The 23,184-nt window shown below is 40.6% G+C and carries 20 protein-coding genes; 3 read left to right on the forward strand and 17 right to left on the reverse strand.

Going from position 1 to position 23,184, the window contains the following annotated elements; translation table 11 throughout:
• Positions 1-8: 8 nt before the first annotated feature.
• Positions 9-1,535, reverse strand: coding sequence for an IMP dehydrogenase (gene guaB / locus LEP1GSC199_RS09990; protein ID WP_002981664.1), 1,527 nt, complete (start codon positions 1,533-1,535; stop codon positions 9-11).
• Between the two features lie 97 nt (positions 1,536-1,632).
• Between guaB and LEP1GSC199_RS09995 the strand changes: the two genes are divergently transcribed.
• Positions 1,633-2,790, forward strand: a complete 1,158-nt coding sequence (locus LEP1GSC199_RS09995) for a DUF1577 domain-containing protein (protein WP_039926499.1) — start codon at positions 1,633-1,635, stop codon at positions 2,788-2,790.
• Position 2,791: 1 nt separating this feature from the next.
• Here the strand turns inward: LEP1GSC199_RS09995 and LEP1GSC199_RS10000 are convergent, their stop codons facing one another.
• The 3 genes from LEP1GSC199_RS10000 to LEP1GSC199_RS21450 form a co-directional block, all read right to left on the reverse strand.
• Positions 2,792-4,726: a B12-binding domain-containing radical SAM protein gene (locus tag LEP1GSC199_RS10000; protein WP_039926502.1), complete on the reverse strand. Its 1,935-nt coding sequence runs from the start codon at positions 4,724-4,726 to the stop codon at positions 2,792-2,794.
• 45 nt (positions 4,727-4,771) lie between these two features.
• Positions 4,772-6,031: an EAL domain-containing protein gene (locus LEP1GSC199_RS10005; RefSeq protein ID WP_002981542.1), complete on the reverse strand. Its 1,260-nt coding sequence runs from the start codon at positions 6,029-6,031 to the stop codon at positions 4,772-4,774.
• A 191-nt stretch (positions 6,032-6,222) separates the two neighbouring features.
• The gene (locus LEP1GSC199_RS21450; protein ID WP_002981258.1) at positions 6,223-6,387 is read right to left on the reverse strand and encodes a hypothetical protein; all 165 of its coding nucleotides are present in this window, start codon (positions 6,385-6,387) and stop codon (positions 6,223-6,225) included.
• Positions 6,388-6,466: 79 nt separating this feature from the next.
• Here LEP1GSC199_RS21450 and tmk point away from each other — a divergent pair, with 79 nt between their 5' ends.
• Positions 6,467-7,072 (forward strand): dTMP kinase, encoded by a 606-nt coding sequence (gene tmk / locus LEP1GSC199_RS10010; protein ID WP_002981314.1) that lies wholly within the window; start codon positions 6,467-6,469, stop codon positions 7,070-7,072.
• A gap of 1 nt (position 7,073) precedes the next feature.
• Here tmk and LEP1GSC199_RS10015 read toward each other — a convergent pair whose 3' ends face one another.
• The 9 genes from LEP1GSC199_RS10015 to LEP1GSC199_RS10055 all read right to left on the reverse strand — a co-directional run bounded on the left by LEP1GSC199_RS10015 (position 7,074) and on the right by LEP1GSC199_RS10055 (position 17,067).
• On the reverse strand, positions 7,074-7,955 hold the full coding sequence (locus tag LEP1GSC199_RS10015; RefSeq protein WP_002981282.1) for a class I SAM-dependent methyltransferase: 882 nt from the start codon (positions 7,953-7,955) through the stop codon (positions 7,074-7,076).
• A gap of 7 nt (positions 7,956-7,962) precedes the next feature.
• A complete protein-coding gene (locus LEP1GSC199_RS10020) occupies positions 7,963-8,817 on the reverse strand; it encodes a metal ABC transporter permease (protein WP_002981458.1) in 855 nt (284 codons plus the stop codon).
• Positions 8,810-9,523, reverse strand: a complete 714-nt coding sequence (locus LEP1GSC199_RS10025) for a metal ABC transporter ATP-binding protein (protein ID WP_039926504.1) — start codon at positions 9,521-9,523, stop codon at positions 8,810-8,812. Before LEP1GSC199_RS10025 ends, LEP1GSC199_RS10020 begins: the two co-directional genes overlap by 8 nt.
• Positions 9,501-10,445 carry a metal ABC transporter substrate-binding protein gene (locus LEP1GSC199_RS10030; protein ID WP_002981409.1) on the reverse strand — a complete coding sequence of 315 codons (945 nt, stop codon included), beginning with the start codon at positions 10,443-10,445 and terminating at the stop codon, positions 9,501-9,503. Before LEP1GSC199_RS10030 ends, LEP1GSC199_RS10025 begins: the two co-directional genes overlap by 23 nt.
• Positions 10,446-10,460: 15 nt before the next feature.
• The gene (locus LEP1GSC199_RS10035) at positions 10,461-11,816 is read right to left on the reverse strand and encodes a TonB-dependent receptor (RefSeq protein WP_002981571.1); all 1,356 of its coding nucleotides are present in this window, start codon (positions 11,814-11,816) and stop codon (positions 10,461-10,463) included.
• A 17-nt stretch (positions 11,817-11,833) separates the two neighbouring features.
• Positions 11,834-12,592, reverse strand: a complete 759-nt coding sequence (locus LEP1GSC199_RS10040) for a hypothetical protein (RefSeq protein WP_002981381.1) — start codon at positions 12,590-12,592, stop codon at positions 11,834-11,836.
• A gap of 53 nt (positions 12,593-12,645) precedes the next feature.
• On the reverse strand, positions 12,646-13,602 hold the full coding sequence (locus LEP1GSC199_RS10045; protein WP_002981214.1) for an amidohydrolase family protein: 957 nt from the start codon (positions 13,600-13,602) through the stop codon (positions 12,646-12,648).
• 43 nt (positions 13,603-13,645) lie between these two features.
• Positions 13,646-15,403: an acyl-CoA dehydrogenase family protein gene (locus tag LEP1GSC199_RS10050; RefSeq protein ID WP_002981392.1), complete on the reverse strand. Its 1,758-nt coding sequence runs from the start codon at positions 15,401-15,403 to the stop codon at positions 13,646-13,648.
• Positions 15,404-15,528: 125 nt separating this feature from the next.
• Positions 15,529-17,067, reverse strand: a complete 1,539-nt coding sequence (locus LEP1GSC199_RS10055; RefSeq protein ID WP_002981660.1) for a methyl-accepting chemotaxis protein — start codon at positions 17,065-17,067, stop codon at positions 15,529-15,531.
• Positions 17,068-17,233: 166 nt separating this feature from the next.
• Here LEP1GSC199_RS10055 and zigA point away from each other — a divergent pair, with 166 nt between their 5' ends.
• Positions 17,234-18,472, forward strand: coding sequence for a zinc metallochaperone GTPase ZigA (gene zigA, locus LEP1GSC199_RS10060; RefSeq protein WP_002981575.1), 1,239 nt, complete (start codon positions 17,234-17,236; stop codon positions 18,470-18,472).
• A 115-nt stretch (positions 18,473-18,587) separates the two neighbouring features.
• Here the strand turns inward: zigA and LEP1GSC199_RS10065 are convergent, their stop codons facing one another.
• From LEP1GSC199_RS10065 to LEP1GSC199_RS10085, 4 genes are all read right to left on the reverse strand, one after another.
• A complete protein-coding gene (locus LEP1GSC199_RS10065; RefSeq protein ID WP_002981329.1) occupies positions 18,588-19,100 on the reverse strand; it encodes a VOC family protein in 513 nt (170 codons plus the stop codon).
• Positions 19,101-19,169: 69 nt separating this feature from the next.
• On the reverse strand, positions 19,170-20,732 hold the full coding sequence (locus LEP1GSC199_RS10070) for a HEAT repeat domain-containing protein (RefSeq protein WP_002981594.1): 1,563 nt from the start codon (positions 20,730-20,732) through the stop codon (positions 19,170-19,172).
• Positions 20,733-21,140: 408 nt separating this feature from the next.
• A complete protein-coding gene (locus tag LEP1GSC199_RS10080) occupies positions 21,141-21,818 on the reverse strand; it encodes a hypothetical protein (RefSeq protein WP_002981513.1) in 678 nt (225 codons plus the stop codon).
• An 11-nt stretch (positions 21,819-21,829) separates the two neighbouring features.
• Entirely contained in the window at positions 21,830-23,125 is a 1,296-nt protein-coding gene (locus LEP1GSC199_RS10085; protein WP_002981441.1) for a hypothetical protein, read from the reverse strand.
• Between the last annotated feature and the right edge of the window lie 59 nt (positions 23,126-23,184).

The raw sequence follows: 23,184 nt of genomic DNA on the forward strand, positions 1-23,184 counted from the left end.
TATGACTTTTATTCCGCGCGCATAGAAGGTTTTGTATAAGAATACAATCCGTGAACACTACCTTGTGCTTGGGCCGATTCTGTCCTTCGTTCAAAACGAAGTTTTCCTTCCCGCAAAGCTTTATGTATGTCTTGGATGTTTCGAAATCCCATATCTTGAAAACTTTGTCTTAGCCCTTGCACCAAATAGGGAATGAGATTGAGAACAGAACCCTTATCCACAACATATCCAGAAACACCTTGTGCTACTTTGATCTTTTGTGATTCAGAGAAATATCGTTTATCTCCACCCTTACTCATTGCTTCTAAACTTGCCATTCCTCTATATTTCTTTAGACGAATTCCATTTTCATAAAAATACTCACCCGGCGCTTCTTTTGTTCCTGCAAACATAGAACCCATCATACACATGGAAGCACCAATCGCAAGAGCATTGGCAATATCTCCAATATTGGAAATCCCTCCATCGGCAATCACGGGAACTCCATGTGCCTGTGCATACTCGGCAGTTTTGAATACGGCTGTGGCCTGGGCACGACCGACGGCCATTGTATCTTGTGTGATACAAATGGATCCGGGACCCATTCCAATCCGAAGTCCATCTGCACCCGCAGCGATTAGGTTTGCCGCTTGTGCTTTTGTAACCACGTTTCCACCGATGACATCAATATTTGGAAAATTTGATTTAATCCATTGAATCATTTCCATTTGGTAACTAGAGTTTCCTTGTGCTGAATCGATGATGATGACATCAACTCCAACACCGGCAAGGGCGGCCATTCGTTCGCGTGACTCAGGTAAGGTGGAAAGAGCTGCCCCCACTCTAAGGCGTTTTTGGTCATCTTTTGAAGATTGAGGAAATTCTTTATTTTTTTTCAGGTCACTACGGCAAATAAGTGCGACTAGTTTCCCTTGTTTGTCTACAATGGGAAGTTTTCCCTTTTTACTAGTTCTTAAAATATCGTTTGCTTCTAGTAAACTAATCCCAACATTTGCGGTGATTAGTTCCGTAGTCATCACCTTACCTAGTTTGGTATTACGATCTTTTTCAAAATCCACATCGCGGTTGGTAACAATACCAACTAACTTAGATCCGGCAGTTCCGTTTTCAGTAATTGGAATTCCACTGAATCCATATTTTTCTTTAACTGCATCTAAATCAGCAACCGTATGTTCAGGTGAGAGAAGGATGGGATCCTTAATGAATCCATTTTCATATCGTTTTACTTTGCGAACAAGGTCCACCTGTTCATCAATACTGTTGTTATAATGTATAATTCCGATTCCACCCATAAGCGCTTGTGCAATCGCCATCTCTGACTCAGTGACTGTGTCCATGGGCGAACTCATCAGTGGCCTTTTGAGTGAAATATTTTTGGAAAGTTTGGTTTCTAGTTCTACATCACTAGGGTTAAAGTCTATAAAACCGGGTAATACTAAAAAGTCGCGGTAAGTGAGTCCCATGTTGACCGAGAAGAGCTCTTGTCCATTGACTCCGTCGAGAAGCTCCGATCCTGGTAGGGGGTGATTTGACATAATTATCCTTCCTTTTTCTACTTTAGGTAAGAAAACTCTCCTTGCAAGAGAATTTCAGGAGAATTTCGTCCGATAATAATAAGTAATACGACCTTTTATGGAAACCCTAGAAAGAAGTAAGCGATCTTTGGACGTTTTTTCCGACACAGAAAAAAAGCTCCATGTTTTGACGAAATTTTTATTAAACCAAGAATTAAGTCTAAAAGACAATATCCATTCCGGGGAAAGTTGTTTTCTAAAAAAAGTTTCTGCGGATGGGAACAAAGTCCTAATCAACGTACGTCCCCCCTTGACCCTATCCGTGGGCCAGAAAGTGACTCTCTATAAAATTTTAGGTAGATACCTCCATCTGGAATGCACCGTCGAACAAGAAAAGGCGGAATCTCAATACGTTCTTCATTTAGACAAAATTGCCATTGCCAAAAAAGATAGGGAAAGTTCGAGAATCCCTGTTCCGCCAGGGGCTGCATGGATCACCAATGTGGTTTCCAGTAAGGCAAAAATCGAAACGGACATGTTCCACATACCCACTGCCGTGAAAGTGAACTTTCAGGACTATGAAACTAAACTAAAAGACACAGTCGATTTTATCAAAATTGCCACTTTTAACTCTAGCGAAGATTCAGAAATCATCCGCCAAATCAAAAAAACAAAAAAAGGCCTGTTATTGGAAGATGCCACAGATAGGAAATGTTACGAAACATCACCTAACGAAGACTTTCTGGTATTTTCAGAAGAAATCGAAGAAGATATAGATAAAGAAATCAATAACAAACGAAACCAAAAAATCAAATCAGAACTCATCCTTCCCATTCTCTATCTAAACGATGATGAAGAGTCCATTCCAATCGGTTATATCCAAATGCAAAGTAAAACAGAAACCTTTGATTTACTCAAAGCAATGGAGATGAAAACAATTTGTTTCGAAATGGTGGACCGAATCCGCAATTCGAATATGATCAAATCCGATGGAAAATTTCCGATGATCGATATTTCGGAAGGGGGTCTGAAGGTAATCGTAGACCATCCCGACTTAATCAAAAGCCTTCCTAAACTTTCGGGATTCCAGTTTGATATTTTCTTTAAAATGCAGTCTCCCCTCACTGCGTTTGGAACGATCAAAACCATTACCAGAAACGAAGAAGGCCACCTAACTGTAGGTCTTGCGATTGCCGGTCACTCTTCTCGGACTGGTGAGAAAAAAAGATTTTTAGAAAACGTAGAATTTTTCCGCAAACAAAATAACAAATCGTAAACTAAAGTTCGCCGTAACCGAGAACTTCCACGGACCACTTCTCTTCTAATTTTCTGGAAGAAAAGGTAATGGCTTCTGGATCCATTTTTTCTTTTAGAAAAACAAAGTCCGTTCCATCCACTTCTTCCCCTTCGATTAAGTAGAAGGCTTCTTTGGATGGATCTAAATTTCGGATTCTATTCGTAGGGATTTTTTCGTAAATTAAAAAGGAAGTGGAATCCAATTCCTCATCTCGCCAATTTTTTAGTTCCCGATGGTTCCCATCGAAAACAAAAACCAAACGGTGTTGGAGGTTCTCTCCTCTGTGAGCCAATGTACGCGAAAGATAGGAATTTCTTTGGGTTTCGAAAAGGGATACAAGTTGTTCGATCTCTTTAGGTTTTGGAAGAAAGACCAAAGGGATAACAAAATCAATCGTACAAAAGGGCTCTGCGGTAATACGTTCATGAATCAGAGTCAGGATGCGAGTGAGGTCATTAGAAAGATCCTCCGTATGAAACCATACACTGTGATGACGACTCCCTGACATATTAGCCCAATGTCTTTCCCAAATTGGATCTACATCAGGAGTGGACTGGTTCGAACCCGTTAAAACCAAATCAAAACGATCGTTTTTTTTAGGTAAGGCAGCACATAAAAATGGTCGTGGAAATTCATCCAGACGCCTTTCGAGTAAGTCTTCTGCAAAGAACAAGGACTCTGTCAAATCGCGCTGACTAAAAGTCGGAGTTTGGAGGATGCGGTAAGGAGGTGTTGGCATAAAGGAAAGCCCTTCTTTTTCGGCATCCTTACGCATGGCAGTACCCGGAAGAACGGACAAAGGAAAGGCCTGCACCCATTCCCCCAAGCCATGTTCCAAAAAAAAATGGATTCCCCGTTCGACGTCCTCTGGTTTGTCACCAGGGAGTCCAATGATGAGATCGAGAAGTAACTCCATTCCCTCACCCGCAAGCATCTTGGCCACTTCCGCTACTTTGTGAGGACTGCCGTAACGTTTCACACGTTTCAGTGTTTCTTCATTTACCGATTGGAGCCCAAGTTCTACACGAGTGAAACCCGCCTTACGAAGTTTAGTTGCTATTTTCGGAGTCACACCTTCCGAACGTAATTCGGCAAACATGGACATTCTACCATCAGAATTTACTTCCGCAACCGCATCTAAAAAATTTTCAAAACCCGGTCTATGATTGAAGGTGGGATCTAAAAATACGAGCTCCCGAGCGCCCTTTTCTTTTAAGTTCGAAATGAGTTTGATGGTTTCTGGAATGTCTAGGGTGCGGAGGTTCTGGGAAGATTTAGGATAAAAACAATACGTACACTGTGACTTACATCCCCGCACGGTTTCTAAATACGTAGAACGTTTGGGATCCACTTGTAAATGTCCCGTTGTATAAGGAGAAGGAAAGTCTGTCAAAGGGAAGTCTGCTGCTGTTTGTTTTCCAAAGGATGTGAGTGTTCCATTTTCCTTTCGATACGCTACATTTTCCAAACCTTCCAAAGAAGACTTAGAGAGTAAGGTGCGCATCAGATTACGAAAACTATGTTCTGCTTCGCCCGATACCGCAATGTCATACCCCCCTTCTCCAAGAACAAAAGGATTGTCTTCGTTTACCTCGGGCCCACCGATAAGAATGGTTGTGTCTGGATTTCGTTTTTTAACTTCTTTTGCGATAAAAAGGCTACGTTCGGTATTCCACAAATAGAGCGAGAGTCCTAAAAAATCGGGACCTTCTTTCGTGATGTGGTCAATGAGCTCCCGGTCTCCCAAAGAATCTGTATCTTCTGGGGAAACCACATAGGGACTCAGTCCAAGGATTGGATCTTCTTTGGATTCTAGGCAACTTGCCAAACTAGCAGCTGCTAAAGGAACATTTCCAGTGGCAGCATAGTAGGATGGTGGAGGTACAGGTAATTGCAAAAATTGTATTTTTGCCATAGCTCCTGCCAGGTTCCGGCCAGAGACTGTTTTTCGCAAAACCTTTCAGGATCGAGAAACTACAACATCGATAAATAAAATCAGATTTTCGGAAAGGTTCCTCGCAAATGTCCGTAACATCATCCGTTCCGAAATATCATGGTACATTTGGGAAAGAGTCCATGCGTCTCGGCTGGTTTTGGATTTGTGAAGGTGTTCAAAAAAATAAGGCCGAAAAGACCAGTTTTTGCCCAAAAAAGAATAGTCCGGTTCCATTTTTCCCGTCTTGTCCCTGGAATAGTTCGGAGATACCTGAAAACCTAGAGGATTTGTGATGTACATCCGGAAAAAATCCCCATCACCAAAAACACTAGTTTCAAAACCACCTTTCCATTCCCAAATTTCATTCTCTTCGGTAAACCCCATCATGATTTCGGAAAGTTTGTCTTTCCAGATGGTCTCCCATTCAATCTGACGATTCATCTCCCCTTGTTTGCGAGCATGAAAGTACTGTAAGGAAGACTGCATTTCCATTCGGTATTCAAACCGTTTGGTAAAATAAGGTTCTGGTTTGGCAAAATAGAATCCTTGGATGTATCTGGCCCCATAGTTGAGCGCGTTATAAAGTTCATCTTCCGATTCAATACCTTCAAAAAGAAGACTACTTCCGAGAGATTCACCTAACTTAGATAAGTTGAGCAAAATTTCTTTGAAGTTACGTGAGAAGGTGGATCTTCGTAACATCTGTAAATCGACTTTGATAATTTCTGGATGGAAAAGCCCAATCCGGTCTAAGTTACTGGCTTCGGAACCAGCATCATCAACAGCAATGGAAAATCCCTCTTGCCTGTACAACTGTAGGATGGGTCGCAAAAGTTCTAGGTTGTGTGGAAACCGTTCTTCCGTTATTTCAATGACAATCCGTTCTGGATCCACGCCCACTTCCCTAACCATTTGGATGGTTTGAGGGAGATCCGTTTCCATTTGCAGGAGGGCATGGTACATTACGTTCGGTGAAATATTTAAAAATAACTTGGTTTCGGGAGGTGCTTCTTTTGCGAATTTTTGTAAGGCAGCTAAACGAATTTCTTCATCGACTTGTTTTTTGAGAAAAAAGATTTCATCATAACCAAAGGTTTGGGATAAAAAGAATTCTCCAAGACTAAACAGCCCTTCCGGTGTGGAAAGACGCCCGAGTAGTTCGTAGCCGTAAATACCGGTGGATTCCGAGGAAAGGATGGGTTGGAAAACCGGAACCAAGGTTCCGCTAGACAACCAGTCTTTCCAATCTCGGAGGAATTTATGACTTTCTCTTTCTGTAATCATAGATGGATACAGTCTTTTATTGCAAGATCGGTACCAGTAGGCATTGTAGGGAATATCACTGCATTATGCACGTTAAATAGGCAATCAGGAACAAGGGATGTGGAAAAATGTGATTGCTGCTTATTGATTAAGCAAAATGGTATAAAAAAACCACCCAAGTTGCCCAGGATGGCTTCCGCTTTGAGTAGTAATTACTTAATGTCTCTAGCTCTTGTTTTGAATGACTCATCCAATTTTGGCTTTTTAGAAGGTTTTGGTTCTTCCACAACTGGTGTTTGTTTAACTTCTTCAGAGGCACAGTTAATCATAAATACAGCCAAAAAAGCAATGATCAGCATAGACGAAATTTTTTTCATATTTTTGCTCCTTAGACTAAATTGCCGAGTTTAGTAAATAAGTCGAGGAAAAAACGACCTTTCTTAAAATGGAGGGGATATGCCCCAAAATAATCAGTTCTTCGTATTTGAAGGGATCGATGGTTCCGGGAAAACCACCGTCTCCCGTTTGGTTTCTGAAGTGCTCCTAACAAAATCCATCCCGAACCTCTGGCATAGAGAACCAACAGACAGTGTGCACGGAAAAAAGATTAGAGAGTTTGTACAAGGGAAACTCAAACTATCAAAAGAAGAACAAATTGAAACCTTCATTGCGGATCGTGAATGTTCTGTGAACGATGTCATCTTACCAACGTTAAAGAGTGGTAAATCCGTTATACAAGATAGATATTATTTTTCGACAGCAGCCTATCAAGGTAGGGACGAAGAACATGCTGCCGATATTTTATACAGAAATGAAGATAAAGGATTTCCAGAACCGAACAGAGTGTACTTTTTAGACCTTTCGCCAGAGGAAGCACTGGAACGCAGGACAAGTCGTGGTGGTGCCGAAGAGGTGTTTGATGAAGATTCTGAGCAAGCTCGTATCTACCAGAACTATTTGGCAATTTTACCTGAGTCTACCATCTTTGTGGATGCCACTGCTGAACTAGACGAAGTCGTTGCCTTCTGTGTAGAAGATATACTCAAGTCTCTCGAAGGATAATTCACTTTTGCACCATATAAACCATCATGTCACCTAACTGAAACCATTTCACGAAACGGTCCATGAACCATTTCCGGAGTTTGAAAAAAAATCGGGCTCCGGGACGAGTTGTCATTCCACTCCCGTAAGTAAACGAAACTGGGTGAAGATAACCTAAAGACAAAAGTAGTTTTTTTAAACCTAAATAAGAGTAGTAATACAGATGTTCGGGAACATTCAAATATCTCCACCTAAGTCCCGCTAGTTTAGCAAGAAGGCCATACCGACAGGTGGATAGGATAAGCACTCCTCCCGGTTTCAAATGGCTTTTAATTTTTTCCAAAGTTTCTTTTGGTTGGTGCAGATGTTCGATGGTAGCCCAAAGAGTGATGAGGTCAAATTTGTTTTGGAAATTTGAATCCCAATCCAGAAAGTTCTCTTGGAAGATATTTAGTTTTAATCTTTCCCTTGCAAAACGGACGGGCCCATCCGCAATTTCAATTCCATACGCATCATATCCTCGATCCTTTTGGTAAGCCACAAAATAACCCGCAGCACATCCAATGTCCAAAGAAGAAAGGTTGGTTTTTGGTGGTAACTCAGAAATTCGTTTTTTCTCCCAGGAAAAAAAATCCAAATCATTTAGATTAAGTTGAAAAACCCGCGAGATCTCTGAACGTAATTTGTCGGAGTAATAATTGTCATACCCTCTTTCTGTCCTTTGGGTAAAATAAGAATCATCATAGTATTTTTTTACGTCAACGAAGTTCGGTTGTGGGTTCACTTGCACAAGCCCACAAAACTCACAAGAGACGATCGAAAAAGATTCACCCAGAGGGCTTTCTTTTGTATAAATAGGACGGAAGCGGTTTTGTCCGCAGGTATTGCAGGGGATTAGTTCCACAGAATATCTATCGGACAGATTGGGAAAAAACGGAAGTAGTAAGAAAGCGAATGAGGTGGATAAAAAAAGCTAAAACACAAAGTACAAGAATGATACTAGAGGATGTAGGAAAATATATGAGTTCTCCATTTCGTTCGATTCCAATGAGGGAGATGAGAAAACCAGAAATGGTAGCAAATACAGAAAACAAAGCACAAACAATGGTAAGAAGTTTTAAAGAACGAATGAGAGGAAGAAGTGCAAAAACTGGCAAAATTAAATGGGCAATGCTATAAAAAGTTCCAAGTAAGTTTACAGCCACAGTAAGGGAAGCCGCAAGGATGATATAAAACAAAAGATCAAAAGGAAGAGGATTTCCTACTTGGATTTTGTATTCGTCCCGATCAAAACTGATAAAAAGAAACCTTCTAAAAAAACTCAAATACAGAATAAAAAAGAAAACTGCGATATAAATTCCAAACGAATCGGCCCGCACTTGGGAAGTTAAAATATCTCCAAAAAATGCCGCCATCAAATGGTTTTGTACATTCCCACCTAGGGCCAACATAAACTGAGAGGCAGCAGAGAAAAATACAAAGAGAATGCCGAGGATCACCTCTTCTTTCATCCCTCGTAGTTTTCTTACATACAAAAGCGGAAATACCAAAATACACGAAAATACAATCGGAAAAATTTCGCCAGGCCATTCCATAAACAAGGATAAGGCGACTGAGAAAGTCACCGCTTGGGAAAGGGTTACTCCAAAAAATGTCATCCCTCGCAGCACAATTAGAATTCCAAGAACCGATAAAAGTGCCCCAACAAGGCTACCCACGACCATCTGCGGTAAAAATAAAGTCCAACTAGAAAGGATATTAGTCATGGTGGTGGCAGTTCGGAGGCCTTTCTCCGCTAGATATATTGTAGAGTTTTCCCTCGTCTATTTCATAAATTTCATCAAACCCAAATTCCCAATCATGTTCCAAACTATGAGTGATAAAAAATAGAGAACGATTTCCTTCTTTTAAGTATTCAGAGAGAACTGACTGAAAAAGTTCTCTGGCATTATGATCCAAAGAATCCATAGGTTCATCCAAAAAAATTAAATTGGCTTTAGTAAGAAGGGAACGAAGGATGAGGACTTTTTGTAATTGTCCCCCACTACAAAGAGAAATTTGTTTTTTCAAAATAGAACTAACACCCGTTCTCTCGATAAGAGCCATGTCTTCTTCAGAAAATTTTTTTTTGGGAAGAAAACTGAGTCCAATGTTTTTTGGCATGAGGAGTACATCTAACACGCGCAATGGAAATTCCAAAGACATACGTTTGGCTTGTGGTACATAAGATGTGGTGATTTCTTTTGAAAAAGAAATGAATCCAGAAAGAGGAGGTAAAAGATCGGTTAAGGTTCGGAATAAGGTGGTTTTACCAGCACCGTTTCCTCCCACAAGGGCATAGGTTTTGCCGGAATGGATATGTAAATGGATGTCTGATACAACAGGAAATTCCTTGCGGTAACCCACGGATAAAGCATCCGTATGGATAAAGGTATTGGAGCCTTCTATACTATTTGGTTTTGTCGCTTGCATCACGTATTTTTTGTAACATCAACCGGAGTGTGTCTTCGTAAGTAAGAGCCTCTGGGCTACTACCAACGGAAACAGGCATTGTGACAACCACAGAACCCGCTACTTTTGACGATACATACTCAGCATACTTTGGATTGTGATAGGGACCAATCAAGATAATTTTTATCTTTTCCGCTGTCATATAACTGATGACCTGGTCCATATAACGGACAGAAGGTGGAACCCCCGGACGTTCTTCAATGGTTAAGTTGGCATTAAATTTAAATCGAGAAGCTAAATAAACAAATTGGTCATGGAAAACGGCCACTTTTAGGCCAAAGTAAGGTTCCATCTTTTTCATTTCTTCTTTGGTCAATTGGATCAGTCGTTTTTTAAAGGTATTAAAATTTCCTTCGTAGTATTCTCCGTTCAAAGGATCCACTCGAGTCAGGGCATTTTTTATATTTTGGGCCATTTGGATGGCATTGATGGGATCATTCCAATAATGCGGGTTTCCATAAATATGCATATCCCCCATAGATCGGTCCATCATCACCGTTGGTTCCCCAAGGATCTTCACTCCAAAGGAAGTATCACAATACCCAGGTTGTCCTTTTTGGATTTTGATATTGCGAGATTGTTGTTGGAGGTAAGGAATCCAACCAATTTCTAAATCAAGACCAATCACACAAAGTACGTCAGCTTCACTGAGTTTCACAAGAAAGTCGGGTCTTGTCATCACAAAGTGCGGGTCATCCATTCCTCGAATCATTCCAGAAACATCGGCTCTGTCTCCTGCAACTTGTTCGGCAATGTATTTGATATCAGGAAGGCTTGTGACTAGTGTTATCTTCGCCGAGAGGGTTTGGGTAAAAAATATTGAAAGAAAAGAACCAAAGATAAAAAATCGGGAGAATGGTTTGGAGAACATTGTCTGTAACATAACTTACCTTTTGTTTTAATAACTATGGGCTGGGTGAGAGCCAAGAACTGCAACTGTTTGGATATAAAAACGATACTCTCGGACTTCTTCCTGTGAAGTTCTTGAGTAGTCTTGGATGAATCTTCTTTCCAAAGACCCTCTTACCTTTCCAAATTCAGAACTATGGAATGTCATCTGTAAGGATTGGGCCTCAATGGCATTTTTAGCAGGATCCCCATTTTGATCAACAAGGGACTTATCCGTAAAATAATCATACCTAACTCCCACAGACCATAATTGGTGGAATTTAAAATCCAAAAATGCGTAGGCACCCCATTGGTCCTTAGTGGGAGATTTAAATTTTTGAAATGTGACTGGATCCAAGTTAGAAGGGAACACTTCTTGTTGGTACCAACCTTCGCCCATTAACATAATTTCACTTAAATCGGAACGGTTCCAACGTAACACAGCATCCATTCCATACAACAACCTTTGGTTTTTTCTTTCTGTTGTAGGTTCAAATCGAATTCCGGAAAATCCAAATTGCGTGCCCCAGTTGTTACCAAAATAGTAAAAATGTTTTAAATGGGCGTACATTAAAGGATTATTTTTTTGTATCCCACCATCGTGAGAGTGACCCCACTTTCGTCCATTAGTTGCACCTAATACAAGTTCTTGTGTAATAAACTTCCAAGGAAAAAGAATACTAAACTCTGCCCCAGTATCAATCGCAGATTCCCATCCGATAAATTTTTCATGGACAATAGGAGTCATCGTGAAGGCACGATCATGCGCATGGATTTTATTCAACCGGCCCACATCAATAAACATCTGACCGGCTTTGAGAGATGTATTAAAAGGTAAAAAAGGAAACTGAACCCAAGCCTCGTGGACTTCAAAAAAATACTTACCGTTTTCCCCGTGAGCTGCTCCGACAAAATTTCCACGCATCCATTGGTCCACTGCCCCGTTAAACCCGAATTCGGCGGTGCGGATGTCGAGTTGGTTATCAATTCGTTCTCCAGTGCCTCGGGGTTTATTCCGATCCCAAGCACCCACAATGTCAATGGCGGCATAAGCATCCATCATCAAGTTTTGTGCCGATCTGTTGATCTGTTGGTTTGACTGGACAGGAGAAGAAATTCCCCGACTGCCTTCCGTTCCCTTTTCTCGTTTTTCTTGGTCTTGTAAATCCCTCTCTAAATCCGCTTCCCAATCAGAACTTGAAACATTGGATTTAGAACCAGTATTCGTATTCTTTTTGTTAGACGAACTTGTGTCGTCTAATTCCTTTTCCCAAGTTGAGGACTGGGCAAAAAGAAAAGCCGATAACAACAAGGAGAGAAAAACTCCCGCCATTTGGATTTTAGAAAAACGATAGTTTGGTTTCACGTTCTTTTATTTAGTCTCTACTGAATCGAATTACTTAATCCAAGCACGGATGTATAAATGGTGATTGATTGGATTACTGCTTTATTGATCTTTAAGCCAATGCGGCCATCCGTAATACCACCAGTAATTGTTGCATCTTCTTGTTCAAATTCATAAGTGGAACGATTTGCTAAATTACATGGAATTGACCATCCAAAAATATGACCATTGGAATTTTCCTTATGCACTTCCAAACAGACAGTTTTGGGAACTCCGACAGAAGAACTCCAAGGACTACTAGGAGTAGTAAGGAAAGGGGCCGCAATCGCGCCATCCAACCATTGCGCTACAGTAGGAGACAATTGCACTCCTGGGCCGGCAAAACTAGGGGTGGTTTGGATCATAGCATCCACTGTGGAATCTGCTTGGTTCATAATGTAAGTGATTTCGATTCCCGCTTTAGAGTCATTTCCCGTTGCAGATAAACTAGAAGCATTCGTGACAATTGTTGATCCAGCACTTGTTCCCTGTAATCCGCCACCAAAAGTAACTGCATTTGCAGTAAAACCAAAGGCTCTTAGAGTGGTAGTCACATCACCAGAACATCCGGTAAAAGTATATCGGGTTCCATTTCCAGAAGCATCGGAGACCGCAGAAGAACCGCAACCAGGGGCAACAAAAAGAGCAGCTAACAAAGCATTGGTGTTATCTTTCTTTTTTTTAGACTGAAAGAGTTCAGCACAATTCATTACAGAGAGAAGGATGGTAGAAAATAGAAAAAGTTTGGCAAATTTCATAAATACCTCTGTGGGACTATCATTTGCAACACTGTTGCAAATGCAACCACGTTTCATTTAAAAAATAAGTTTTCTGCGTTTTGACAGAGAATTTTTTGTTTGGCGAAATCGCTAATTGGTAAATTCAAAAGCCGGGTGATGGGATGGTTTAGGTTATAAGGGATATTAGGGAAGTCTGATCCAAAATAAATTTGGTCCTGATACCTCTCCAAATAGGAAACTGCCTTGTCCATATCTTCGGCTTTCCCGGTCGCAAGGAAGTCCACAAACACCATAGTGGTATCCAGTCCCAAATTAGGATAGGCATCAAGTAACGAAGCATAGGCGGAGATCTCACTTGCTCCCATATGGGCAACGATCACACGTAATTTAGGATAAGTTTCCAGGAATGGTTTAAAAAATTCGATGCCGGTAAACTCACCGGGAAGTGGTGCAGTTCCCGTATGAATGAGAATGGGAATTTGTTTTTCTTGCAAATAAAGGAATGTATCCGCAAGCTCTGGCCGGTTTAAATTGAGTTTGGATACTTCACAATGGAGTTTAAAACCGCGGAATCCGTAAACTTCGACAGCCTTCTTTACATAACCAAGGACACCTTGCTCTGGAAAAAAAGTTCCAAAAGGAACCGCACCTTCCCAATTTTTATAATTGGAATAGGTCCAGTCATTTAAAGAAGAAGCCATTCCGACTTTGTGCGCATAGTTCAGAGTGGTAAAACGTTTGATCCCATTGTGATGGAGGCGGCCTACTCTTTCGTTTTCAGGCAGTCGGTAGCCGATGGCCCAGTTCACATTATCAAACCACCGCCAAATCAGTTTCATCACGGTCTCAGGAAAAAAATGAGTGTGGATATCGAAAATATAAGGGATTCCTAAATCACGAATCCGATCCAAGTGGTCAGGAGTTTCTGAATCTAAGATGGAGGGATAAGAATCTCCCCTCCATAAAAAGGGAGAAGAGATCCTAGTGTCAGGTTGGTTAGAAGACTCTACACCTTCCCCTTCTCCCATAAAACAAGCGTAACAAGGAAGAAGAGGATTTGTATCTACATGTTTATGCAGTGACTGGTGTTTTTTTCTTTCCACGAATCTTTGTTAGGTTCGAAGCTAAGGTAGCTGAACTATCAAGAATGTAGGCATCAGCGATAGACTTACGATAGTTTCTTCTTTCTACTTTAGATCGACCAATACTTCTTTCGAGTAACAAACTGTTATGGAAACGAGCTGCAGACTCTACCACTTCAAAAGCCAATTCTTCGCGGAGAGGTGTGGAATCAATTTCTGCAAACTCTGCTACAACCGATTCAAATTGTTTGAATAGGTCGTTTAGGCCTTGGCTCGAAGCGAAAGTCGCCATTTCCGATTTTAAGTATTCACGGTATATTCCCGTTTCAGTCATTCCAGAAACAATTCCGCCGATACAAGCAACTGTTTGGAGTTGGGTCGTTCCTTCGTAAATATTTGTGATTCGCACATCACGGTAAAGTCGCGCTACATCATAATCTTCTGTGTATCCAGATCCGCCGTGGATTTGCATAGAATCATAAGCCACAAGGTTTGCCATTTCCGTGATATAGTATTTAGAAAGTGGTGTGAAGAGTGAGGCAAGTTTTTCCCACTTTTTGAAGGTTTCATCTTTTTTGATTTCCTTCTCTGTAAGGCCTTTCATCTTTCCTCGTTCTTCTTTCCAACGATACTGATCCACAGCAAAACTTGCTTCGTATAAAATACAACGCATGGCAGCCACTTCTCGTTCCATTCTTTCCAACATCTTTTTTACAGCCGTGATGTTGTTTATGGTTTTTCCAAATTGAACTCTTTCTTCTGCATACTTTTTACCTTCGAAGTAAGCAGCCGTGGCAATTCCCATCGCTTGGGCAGCGATGTTGAGGCGAGCTTGGTTCATCATGGCCATGGAGTATTTTACAAGGCCTTTCCCTTCTTCACCAATAAGAGTTCCGGGACTGTTTTCAAAAACCACTTCGCAAGTTGGTGAACAATGAAGTCCCATTTTCTTTTCAATGGAAGCTACAAATACATCCTTAGAATGAACTAAAAAGAAAGAGAGTCCGCGAGCTCCACTCGTTGTGGTTCCTGTTCTTGCGAGTGTCAAAATAATAGAAGGTGCTGATCCAAACCCGCAAGCATGTGTGATGAAACGTTTGGTTCCTGTGATCTTCCAAGTTCCGTCTTCACCTTTGATCGCTTTGGTTTGTAAGTTAGGAAGGTCAGATCCGTAGTTTGGTTCTGTGAGTGCCATTGCCCCACAAAGTTCACCGGCTGCCATCTTCGGAACAAAGTCATGGATCATTTCTTCTGTTCCAAATCGTTCCACAGTTTCTGCTAAGTTCATACAGCCAAGAGTGATCGCTAATGACCCGTCTCCTCGAGAGACACATTCGGATAACATTGATTGTACGACAGAAGGAAGGCCGAGTCCACCATAATGTCTGTGGATTCCGTAAGGAAGTAGGCCTGCGGATTTTATTTTTTCAACCACATCCAACATAACTTTTGGAAATCCTACTTGCCCGTCTTTGTATTTGAGTCCCTCTTCGTCCATTTGTTTGGAAATTTGAGAGATGTCGTTTCCGGCAATATCCCCACCGGCTTCTAAAGTGGAACGGTAAAATTCAATGGCATCTTCATAGTTTCCCGGAGCAAAGGCGAGTTCTTCCTTTCCCGATTTTTGGTATTCTGCAAAATCTTCGAAACCTTGTTCGTATTGGTCTACCACCTCGTTCCAAGGGGTAAGAGAATCAAAATGATCAATAAGGTCATCGTTATCGTTAAAATAGTTATTGGAAATCATACAGTCGCTCCTTAAGCAGGACTTTCACTCAAAGATCAAACTAGGGATAAGAATTACAAATAATTTTCCCACCTTCCCCTCTGAACGAAACCAAACCCTGTTAAGTTAATGGTGTTAGACAAGGACTAACGGATCCGGTTGGCGAGAGTTCGGATGTCCTCAATATGTTCGGCAAGCACCCTTGTATTCTCTGCAACTACTTGAACTGCATTTTCAATACTTTGCGCTGCCCGCATCACTTCCCTGTTTCCAAGTGACTGCTCATTGGCAATTGTCTCCAGTTGAGAAGAAAGGTCTTTTAATTCTTTTTGTGATTCTACAACTCTAGCATTTAATCTTTGCAAGTCGACAAACTTCTCATTAAAACGAATGACCTTATTTTGGATATTTGTCATTTCCTTTTGTTGGTTTTGTGCCAGATCGTTTGCTTCTTTCGCAGAAGTATTTCCTTTTAATAAATCCAATTTTGATTTGAGAATGGTTTTGGAAATGATACTAGCGTTTGATGCAGAATTGTCTGCAAGTTTGGCAACCTCTTGGGCCACAACAGCAAACCCGCGACCATGTTCCCCAGCTCTTGCTGCTTCAATCGAAGCATTGAGAGCAAGTAAATTCGTTTGGTCAGCGATCTCTTTCATGATTTGGTTTACATCTTCTACCTTTTGAAAGCTAGAACTCACTTCGCTCAAAATAGAATTTAAGTTTTCCATGGAATTTGTTACTAAATTACTAAACTTAGAAGACTCATTGATTTGATCCGAAATAATATCAATTTCCCCACGAACCGATTTTACAATTCCTTCTAAGGTTTGGCTTTCTTCATTTAATGTCTCAATTCTCTTGTATTGGTCTTTGACAAAGGAAAAAGAATTCTCTGTGGATTGCGAAATCTCAGTTAAAGAAGCAGAGATTTCTTCAATGGAAGCCGCTTGGTTTTGAACAAGGCTATTCAAATCATCAGCAAATAATTTAAGAGAAGCAACTGATTGGTTTAAACTTTCTCCGGTTTCTACAAGAGCCCCTTTTTGTGTTTCCATAACTTTCGAATGTTCTTCTGAAGTTTTTTTCCCTAAAATGGCTTCATCCCGAATCGAAGTAAGTAACCCAACCATTTTAGCCACCGCAACTGTTGCCATAACCAAATAAAAAACTTTTACAGTTTCTACCGGCAAAGAAACCGAATAAGCAAATTTATGCATATCTTTTCGATCAACAAATTCTATTCCAGTAACACCTGCCAAAACAAGAGAAACAATTTGCACTAAAGTTAATAACGTACCAATTATATATGTTTGTTTAGATGAAAAAAGAAAACCGGAATACAAAATGATATAAAAAGCAATGGAATAATTTATACCTGCCTTCATAGCCGCAGCTACGATATCCAATTGCATAGAACTTTGTCCTATCGTATTCGAACCAATAATCAGAATATCAATCAAAACAAACCAGAATGCATAGGGTTCTTTACCCTTTTTTAAAAGTAGAAATTGGATTAAGGCCATTAAACCGTAAAGAAATACGATGATCAGCATCAAAACAAATTGCGCTTTATGGATAGAGCCAAAACTCCCAAAAACACCAATAACAAAGAGAACAAAGAGAGTAGACCGAATGGAATTGATGATTTTGGCGGCCTTTAGGTAATACGGATCCAGTTGCATAGCGAAAGAATTTTAATATGGGGCGAAATTGCAAGGAATTCCGAAAAGTAAGGAGGAATGTACCCTAAGGAAAGGCCTAAAGGACAAACGCAACAAAATTGCATTAATCATTGACAGAATTTCCTGGTTAAAACAAATGCAACTATATTGCATTAAGGAAATTCCGATGACAGAAAAAATACCCGTAACCGTACTCTCTGGATTTTTAGGAGCAGGTAAAACTACCCTACTCAATCACATCCTCACCAACCGAGAGGGTTTGCGTGTAGCCGTCATCGTGAACGATATGAGCGAAATCAATATCGATGCGCAGCTTATTGCTTCCGGCGGCAGCTTAAGTCGAACCAATGAAAAATTAGTCGAAATGTCCAATGGTTGTATATGTTGCACACTGCGCGAAGACCTACTTATTGAGATCACCAAACTCGCCAAAGACGGAAAGTATGATTCCATCCTGATTGAATCCACTGGTATTTCAGAACCACTTCCCATTGCCGAAACTTTTACCTTTGAAGATGAAAAGGGTGTGAGTTTGTCTGATTTTGTCCGATTGGATTCAATGATCACGGTAGTGGATGCTGTAAATTTTTTAAAAGACTTTCAAAGCCTTGATTCTTTAAGAGAACGGGAATTAGGTGCCGGAGAGGAAGATGACAGAGATATTGTGGATTTACTTGTGGACCAAGTGGAGTTTAGCGATACCATCATCGTCAATAAAATCAGTTTGTTGTCTGATGAAAAAAAGAATCGACTCCTAACTATTTTAAGATCCTTAAACGCAGATGCAGAAATTATCCCCACAGATTATAGCAAAGTTCCGTTGGCAAAAGTTCTAAACACCGGCAGATTTGATTTTGATAAAGCAAGCCAGTCTCCTTTATGGCTAAAGGAACTTCGTGGAGAACATACACCCGAAACCGAAGAATATGGAATCAAAAGTTTTGTGTATGGAAACAGACGCCCCTTTCATCCAGAGCGTTTTTACAAATGGCTGCATTCTGAAAAATCAGGAGTGGTTCGTGCCAAAGGATTTGTTTGGCTAGCGAGTAAAATGGACTGGGTTCTTCTTTATTCCCAAGCAGGAAACCTATCCTCTTACAAACCGGAAGGGTATTGGTGGGCCAGTATCCCTGATGAGGATATCCCAGATGATCCTGATGTATTAGAAAATTTGAAAGCTCATTGGTTAGAACCTTGGGGTGATCGACGCCAAGAGATAGTCCTCATTGGTAGAGATATGGATGAAAAAAAACTTCGAACCTCTCTCGACAAATGCCTGCTAAGTGATGATGAATACAAAGCAGGGCCGGAAGTTTGGGAATCCCTCGAAGATCCATTTCCAGACTGGGATGCCATGATTGCAGAATCAGAAGGGAAAGAAAACCAAGAAGAAGTTTCGGGGTAATACCCGACTACACTTGCCAACTGAGATCCCAATGGCAGTGGCCAGAGGATTTTTCGGTAAGTGTCTTACTTAAGGAAACGGTTCACATTCTGCTAGGATTTAAGTATACTTTCAATTAAACGACTGCTGCCTTAAGGGCAGCGATGTCAATTTTATGCATCTTAAGCATAGCCTCTTGGGCTCGTTCGGCCTTCACTGGATCCGGGTGGGAAATCAGTTGTAAAAGAATTTTTGGTGTGACCTGCCACCACATACCAAATTTGTCCTGAAGCCAACCGCACATACTTTCTTTACCACCATCGGCAAGTAAACCATTCCAATAATAATCAACTTCCTTTTGTGTTTCCACGCTAATCATAAAGGAAACTCCCCAACTGAATTGAAACCCAGGCCCTCCATTAAAGGCAAAAAATTTTTGGCCATTCAAAATGAATTCTGCCTGTGTGGGATTTACGATGAGGAATTTAGATTTTTTGAAGATAGATTTATAGAATTTGGCAACTTCTTCGATGTTCGCATTGAACATAAGAAAGGGAGTGATACTTTGAGTTGGAGAACCGATATATTCCACTTTTTTCACACCAGATTTTGGCTTTTGGGAACTAGTTTTCTTTTTTGCAACTGCCATGTTTTTCTCCCTTTTTTCAAACAAATTTTATGCTGATCACTTAACTTACTCAAGGAAAAAAAGTAATTTTTATTTCCCTTTTGCCCAGTGATTCCATTCTTTTGCGGTCCGAAACTTTTGTCCTGTAACAGCAGTAAGTGCATAATAACTGAGTTTGCGTTTTTCGGAATCATCTCCATTCACAAACGTTAATAGAAGTGGAACGGATTTTTTATCTTTGCGTTTTGCAACTTCCTCCATAGCTGGTCGGTAAACTTCCGCATCCTTAGACTTTGTTGCTTCTTCGATGATGAGACGTGCCTCTTCTGTGGGAATCAAAGCCACTGTGGAAAGAATTTGCGGAGCCATTTTGGGTCTTTCCGAAAGTAGTTCTTTTAGTTTTGGCAAACTAGAGGGATCTGCAATCGAACCAAGGGCTTCTAATGCGTAGACCATAAGTTTTGCATCTCCTTTATCCAGGGCCTTGATCAAATCGGGAACGGCTTCTTTGGCACCAAGAATTCCTAGTGCCCAGGCAGAACCATAAGGTCCCTCGGTAGCTCCCGATAATAAAATCTTTCTAAGCACTGGAACGGAAGTTTTATCACCAATCCAACCGAGAGCTTCCGCAAAATTGTCTCGTTCGGGAGTGGTGTCTTTTTCTAACAACTCCTCAATGCGAAGTCTTGCTTCTTTATACCTTTGACGACCAACAATCTTTGCAGCACTCCCCCAATTTTTTGTATCCTTTCCATTTAACAGACCAAAGGCTAACTGCGCCGCTTCTTTGGATGGGATAGAACATAGAACATCTGTTGCATAAAGTTTGGTTTCAGCATCGTCTGACTGCAAGGTTTGGAATACTTTGGGAACCACAGAAGGGTTTCCAATTTCAATGAGAGCCATCGATGCATTTTCTTTTCCTTTGCTATAAGGAAGGTTTAGCGCTTTCACAAGTACATCATTTGCTTTTTTTGCTTTGATTCTGCCAAGTGCAAGGTATGCAGCTGCAAGGGTTGGGGACTCGTCTTGGATTTGGGTGAGTCGAAGTATATAAGACTCTGACGCCGAAATTTTTAATTTTCCAAGGGCCATGGCATAAGTTTTGTCTTTTTCTCTATCTTTATTTTTTGAAGCTAAACTCAAAATTTGAGGGCCAACCGAATTTGCACCTATTTGCACCAAGGCATCTACAACTTGTAACCGAAGGGTCGCATTTGAATCGTCTAACAAAGGATAGATTCTATTTCCCACTGATGGATCTTTCATCCGAGTGAGCGCATCCAAATAAACATCCTTTGGATTTTCGGGATCAGACCACATTAAATTGGCAATTGTTGTAGCAGACGATTTGTCCTTTAGGTCTCCGAGTGCAATGGCGACACCTGCGCGAACACCAGGTTCCTTATCCGATAAAAGTTTTTTTAATTTGGGTATGGCGGATCTTTCTTCTCGACTCCCCAATTGGACAGCAGCCTGAGAGCGAGTGAAGGAGTCAGTAGAATCCAGACTTTCCAACAGTTCTTTTGTGGTTTGTTCTTCTGACACAATTTCCTCGGCAGAACCTGAATCTTCCTTCGGGGGAACGGGATCACAATTCAAAATGAGAGTGAGGGCGAAAAAAAAAGGAACCAAAAACAAATACTTTTGCATGCCAGACAAATTTATAAATTTAAAAATCTTCCTACAAGTTTTAATTCAAATGAAACGATCGATTTTTTTTCTTCGACTTCCATCATCACAAAGTTTTTTCTCTTTAGGACACTCGAAAACAGATGTAATGTTTCTAACTTCTGGAAAAGAAAATCTCATAGAACAAACGTTTGTTCCCGCGATCACACACCCATAAGAGGAAATAACTAACGTAAAAAATAGAATATTTCTCATTTAAATGAATTAAACCAATATAAACACTATTTAGGAATCGTTAGGAAAATTGGTGTTGTGGCAAACACAGAGAGAAATTTCTAAGAGAAGGGTGTTTTGGGAATGGACAAAAAAAAAGAGGACAAACTGTCCTCTTTGGTAGAAACCAGGGCCGAGTGGCAAAAAAGGAAAAAACTATGAATTAGGAACTTGGTTTCTCACTTCTTTCAAAGTGGTAAGTTCGCGTTTCCAAGTTTTTAAGTCACTTTCTGCAGATTGTTTTACTTCTCCTGCGGGGTGTTTGTTTTCCATCCAATACTCAACCATCTGGATTCTCGACTCTAACTCATTGATCTTAAAATCGAAATAAGCCCTTTGGGTTTTCGCTGCGGGTTTTTCCTTTGCACCAGGCTCTTCTGTTGAAGGTTTGTCTGACCATTTTTCTTTGGAAATGGATGCAGAAAAACTTGCGTCCATCGCAGTAAAAGAATCTAACATTTCGAGTTGTTCCTTTTCTTCCGCTTCCGTCATACGGGTTCTGATTTCACGAGGAATGTAGAAATTTTTCGGGTATTTTGCCGCAAATTCTCTCCATTCTTCTTTAATTTCTTCCTTACGATTTGGTTTTTTCTCCAAAGCAAACGGCCAAAGTACCTCAGCTTGCGCCAATTCCAATTCTTCTGGATTGGGAGCTTCGGCAAACTCTGGATCGTCAAACAACGATTTAGCGTGACTTTCTGAATTCCCGAAATCGGAATCGACGACATCTGTCTGTTTGTTTGTTTTATGAGAAGAAAACTTCCATACAACAAATGAAAACAATACTAACAGAAATCCACAAACCGAAATGATACCTATAAACCGTTTACTCATCGTTTAACCTCTTATGTAAAGATTGACACTACCCAAGAAATCGCCTGACCAAAGATATTTTCTGTCAGGAATTTTTTCAAATCCACTGGATTTCTATTTAGGGTATCATAATACCAAGCAGTGTATTCACTTACTTGTGGAATTGAATATCCATAACGAGTGTTAATCGCTTTGATCAATTCATTTGCAAATAGAGAATGGCCATACATGTTAGGGTGAACGCCATCTAAACCAAAAACTCCTGGTTGGTTAGGAAGTGGCCAATTGGCTCTTGCGTTTCCTGGAGACCAACCATCAGCACTACGAATCGGCCTTCCATTTTCCTTTAGGTCGTCAAAAATCACACGTAAGTCAGCAACAGCAAAACGCATAGTGGCGCCTTGTGCTTTGATTTCGTTATTTAACATATTTAGGAAAGTAGAAATAGTAGCGATCTCATTGGCATCAAGAACTTGATTCGGATCAGATACGGAATTTCTAAAGAATGCTTTGAGTCCTGTATAATTGGCACGACCATTAGGATCTTTGTAGTTTTCTAAGAATGCAATGGCAGTTACGTTTGGAACTGTAAAAAGAACTCCACCTTGTAAACTTCCCATAGCAGACATTCTGCGGAAAAACTCACGGATGTCTCTTTTGAATCTTGTTTCATCCAAACAATCTGTTGATGTATGAAGTGCTGTACAAAGAACATGGTTTGCTCCAGCCGATCCAAATAGGAAGGTTGGTTTTACTTTTTCCATTACTTGGGCTTGTGTACCAGCATCTCTTAGTCCAAATCTATGGAACTTATCTGGTTCTTGACAATCAGCAACAGTCACCCAACGGTAAGTATACCAATACCATTTTGCCCAATACCATTCTTTGGCTTGTTTGGTGGCGTTGATGTCTTCACATTTACCAGAAGTTTTGAGTAAAGATGTATACTCGGCTCCGGTAATCCCTGCATGCGTTGGTAAAGAAACTGTAGATGCATTGCCACCGATAATACTTTCTGCGATACAGAAAATACCACAATCCCATTTGAGCACGTCTTCTAAGTTTACGAATGGTCCTTTCAGAACATTGTAAGAGATGGAAGCTCCTGCTTGTTTACTGACAAGAACGGGGTAAGCCCAATCTTGTGTTTTTTTCTCAACCGTAACACCAAAGAAACCTTGGCTCAGGGAATCTCCTACGGCACCCACACGTTGGAACATTTGGCTTTGGGTTTGTGCAGAGAGAGACCCTGCGAAAACCAAGGACAATGCCAGTCCGAATATTTTATTTGCGTTCATATTTCCTCCCAATCGAAACATTTTTAACATATTTTAAACAATTGCCATAGAATTGTGGCTTTTTGAACGAGTGTCAAATAATTTATTTC

Origin of the sequence: Leptospira vanthielii serovar Holland str. Waz Holland = ATCC 700522 (genome assembly GCF_000332455.1) — a bacterium.
GTDB classification, from domain to species: domain Bacteria; phylum Spirochaetota; class Leptospiria; order Leptospirales; family Leptospiraceae; genus Leptospira_A; species Leptospira_A vanthielii.

Excerpts from the sequence above, each read along its gene's own strand:
- guaB (WP_002981664.1), bottom strand. The coding sequence starts at position 1,535 with ATGTCAAATCACCCCCTACCAGGATCGGAGCTTCTCGACGGAGTCAAT.
- LEP1GSC199_RS09995 (WP_039926499.1), top strand. The coding sequence starts at position 1,633 with ATGGAAACCCTAGAAAGAAGTAAGCGATCTTTGGACGTTTTTTCCGAC.
- LEP1GSC199_RS10000 (WP_039926502.1), bottom strand. The coding sequence starts at position 4,726 with ATGGCAAAAATACAATTTTTGCAATTACCTGTACCTCCACCATCCTAC.
- LEP1GSC199_RS10005 (WP_002981542.1), bottom strand. The coding sequence starts at position 6,031 with ATGATTACAGAAAGAGAAAGTCATAAATTCCTCCGAGATTGGAAAGAC.
- LEP1GSC199_RS21450 (WP_002981258.1), bottom strand. The coding sequence starts at position 6,387 with ATGAAAAAAATTTCGTCTATGCTGATCATTGCTTTTTTGGCTGTATTT.
- tmk (WP_002981314.1), top strand. The coding sequence starts at position 6,467 with ATGCCCCAAAATAATCAGTTCTTCGTATTTGAAGGGATCGATGGTTCC.
- LEP1GSC199_RS10020 (WP_002981458.1), bottom strand. The coding sequence starts at position 8,817 with ATGACTAATATCCTTTCTAGTTGGACTTTATTTTTACCGCAGATGGTC.
- LEP1GSC199_RS10025 (WP_039926504.1), bottom strand. The coding sequence starts at position 9,523 with ATGCAAGCGACAAAACCAAATAGTATAGAAGGCTCCAATACCTTTATC.
- LEP1GSC199_RS10030 (WP_002981409.1), bottom strand. The coding sequence starts at position 10,445 with ATGTTACAGACAATGTTCTCCAAACCATTCTCCCGATTTTTTATCTTT.
- LEP1GSC199_RS10040 (WP_002981381.1), bottom strand. The coding sequence starts at position 12,592 with ATGAAATTTGCCAAACTTTTTCTATTTTCTACCATCCTTCTCTCTGTA.
- LEP1GSC199_RS10045 (WP_002981214.1), bottom strand. The coding sequence starts at position 13,602 with ATGGGAGAAGGGGAAGGTGTAGAGTCTTCTAACCAACCTGACACTAGG.
- LEP1GSC199_RS10050 (WP_002981392.1), bottom strand. The coding sequence starts at position 15,403 with ATGATTTCCAATAACTATTTTAACGATAACGATGACCTTATTGATCAT.
- LEP1GSC199_RS10055 (WP_002981660.1), bottom strand. The coding sequence starts at position 17,067 with ATGCAACTGGATCCGTATTACCTAAAGGCCGCCAAAATCATCAATTCC.
- zigA (WP_002981575.1), top strand. The coding sequence starts at position 17,234 with ATGACAGAAAAAATACCCGTAACCGTACTCTCTGGATTTTTAGGAGCA.
- LEP1GSC199_RS10065 (WP_002981329.1), bottom strand. The coding sequence starts at position 19,100 with ATGGCAGTTGCAAAAAAGAAAACTAGTTCCCAAAAGCCAAAATCTGGT.
- LEP1GSC199_RS10070 (WP_002981594.1), bottom strand. The coding sequence starts at position 20,732 with ATGCAAAAGTATTTGTTTTTGGTTCCTTTTTTTTTCGCCCTCACTCTC.
- LEP1GSC199_RS10080 (WP_002981513.1), bottom strand. The coding sequence starts at position 21,818 with ATGAGTAAACGGTTTATAGGTATCATTTCGGTTTGTGGATTTCTGTTA.
- LEP1GSC199_RS10085 (WP_002981441.1), bottom strand. The coding sequence starts at position 23,125 with ATGTTAAAAATGTTTCGATTGGGAGGAAATATGAACGCAAATAAAATA.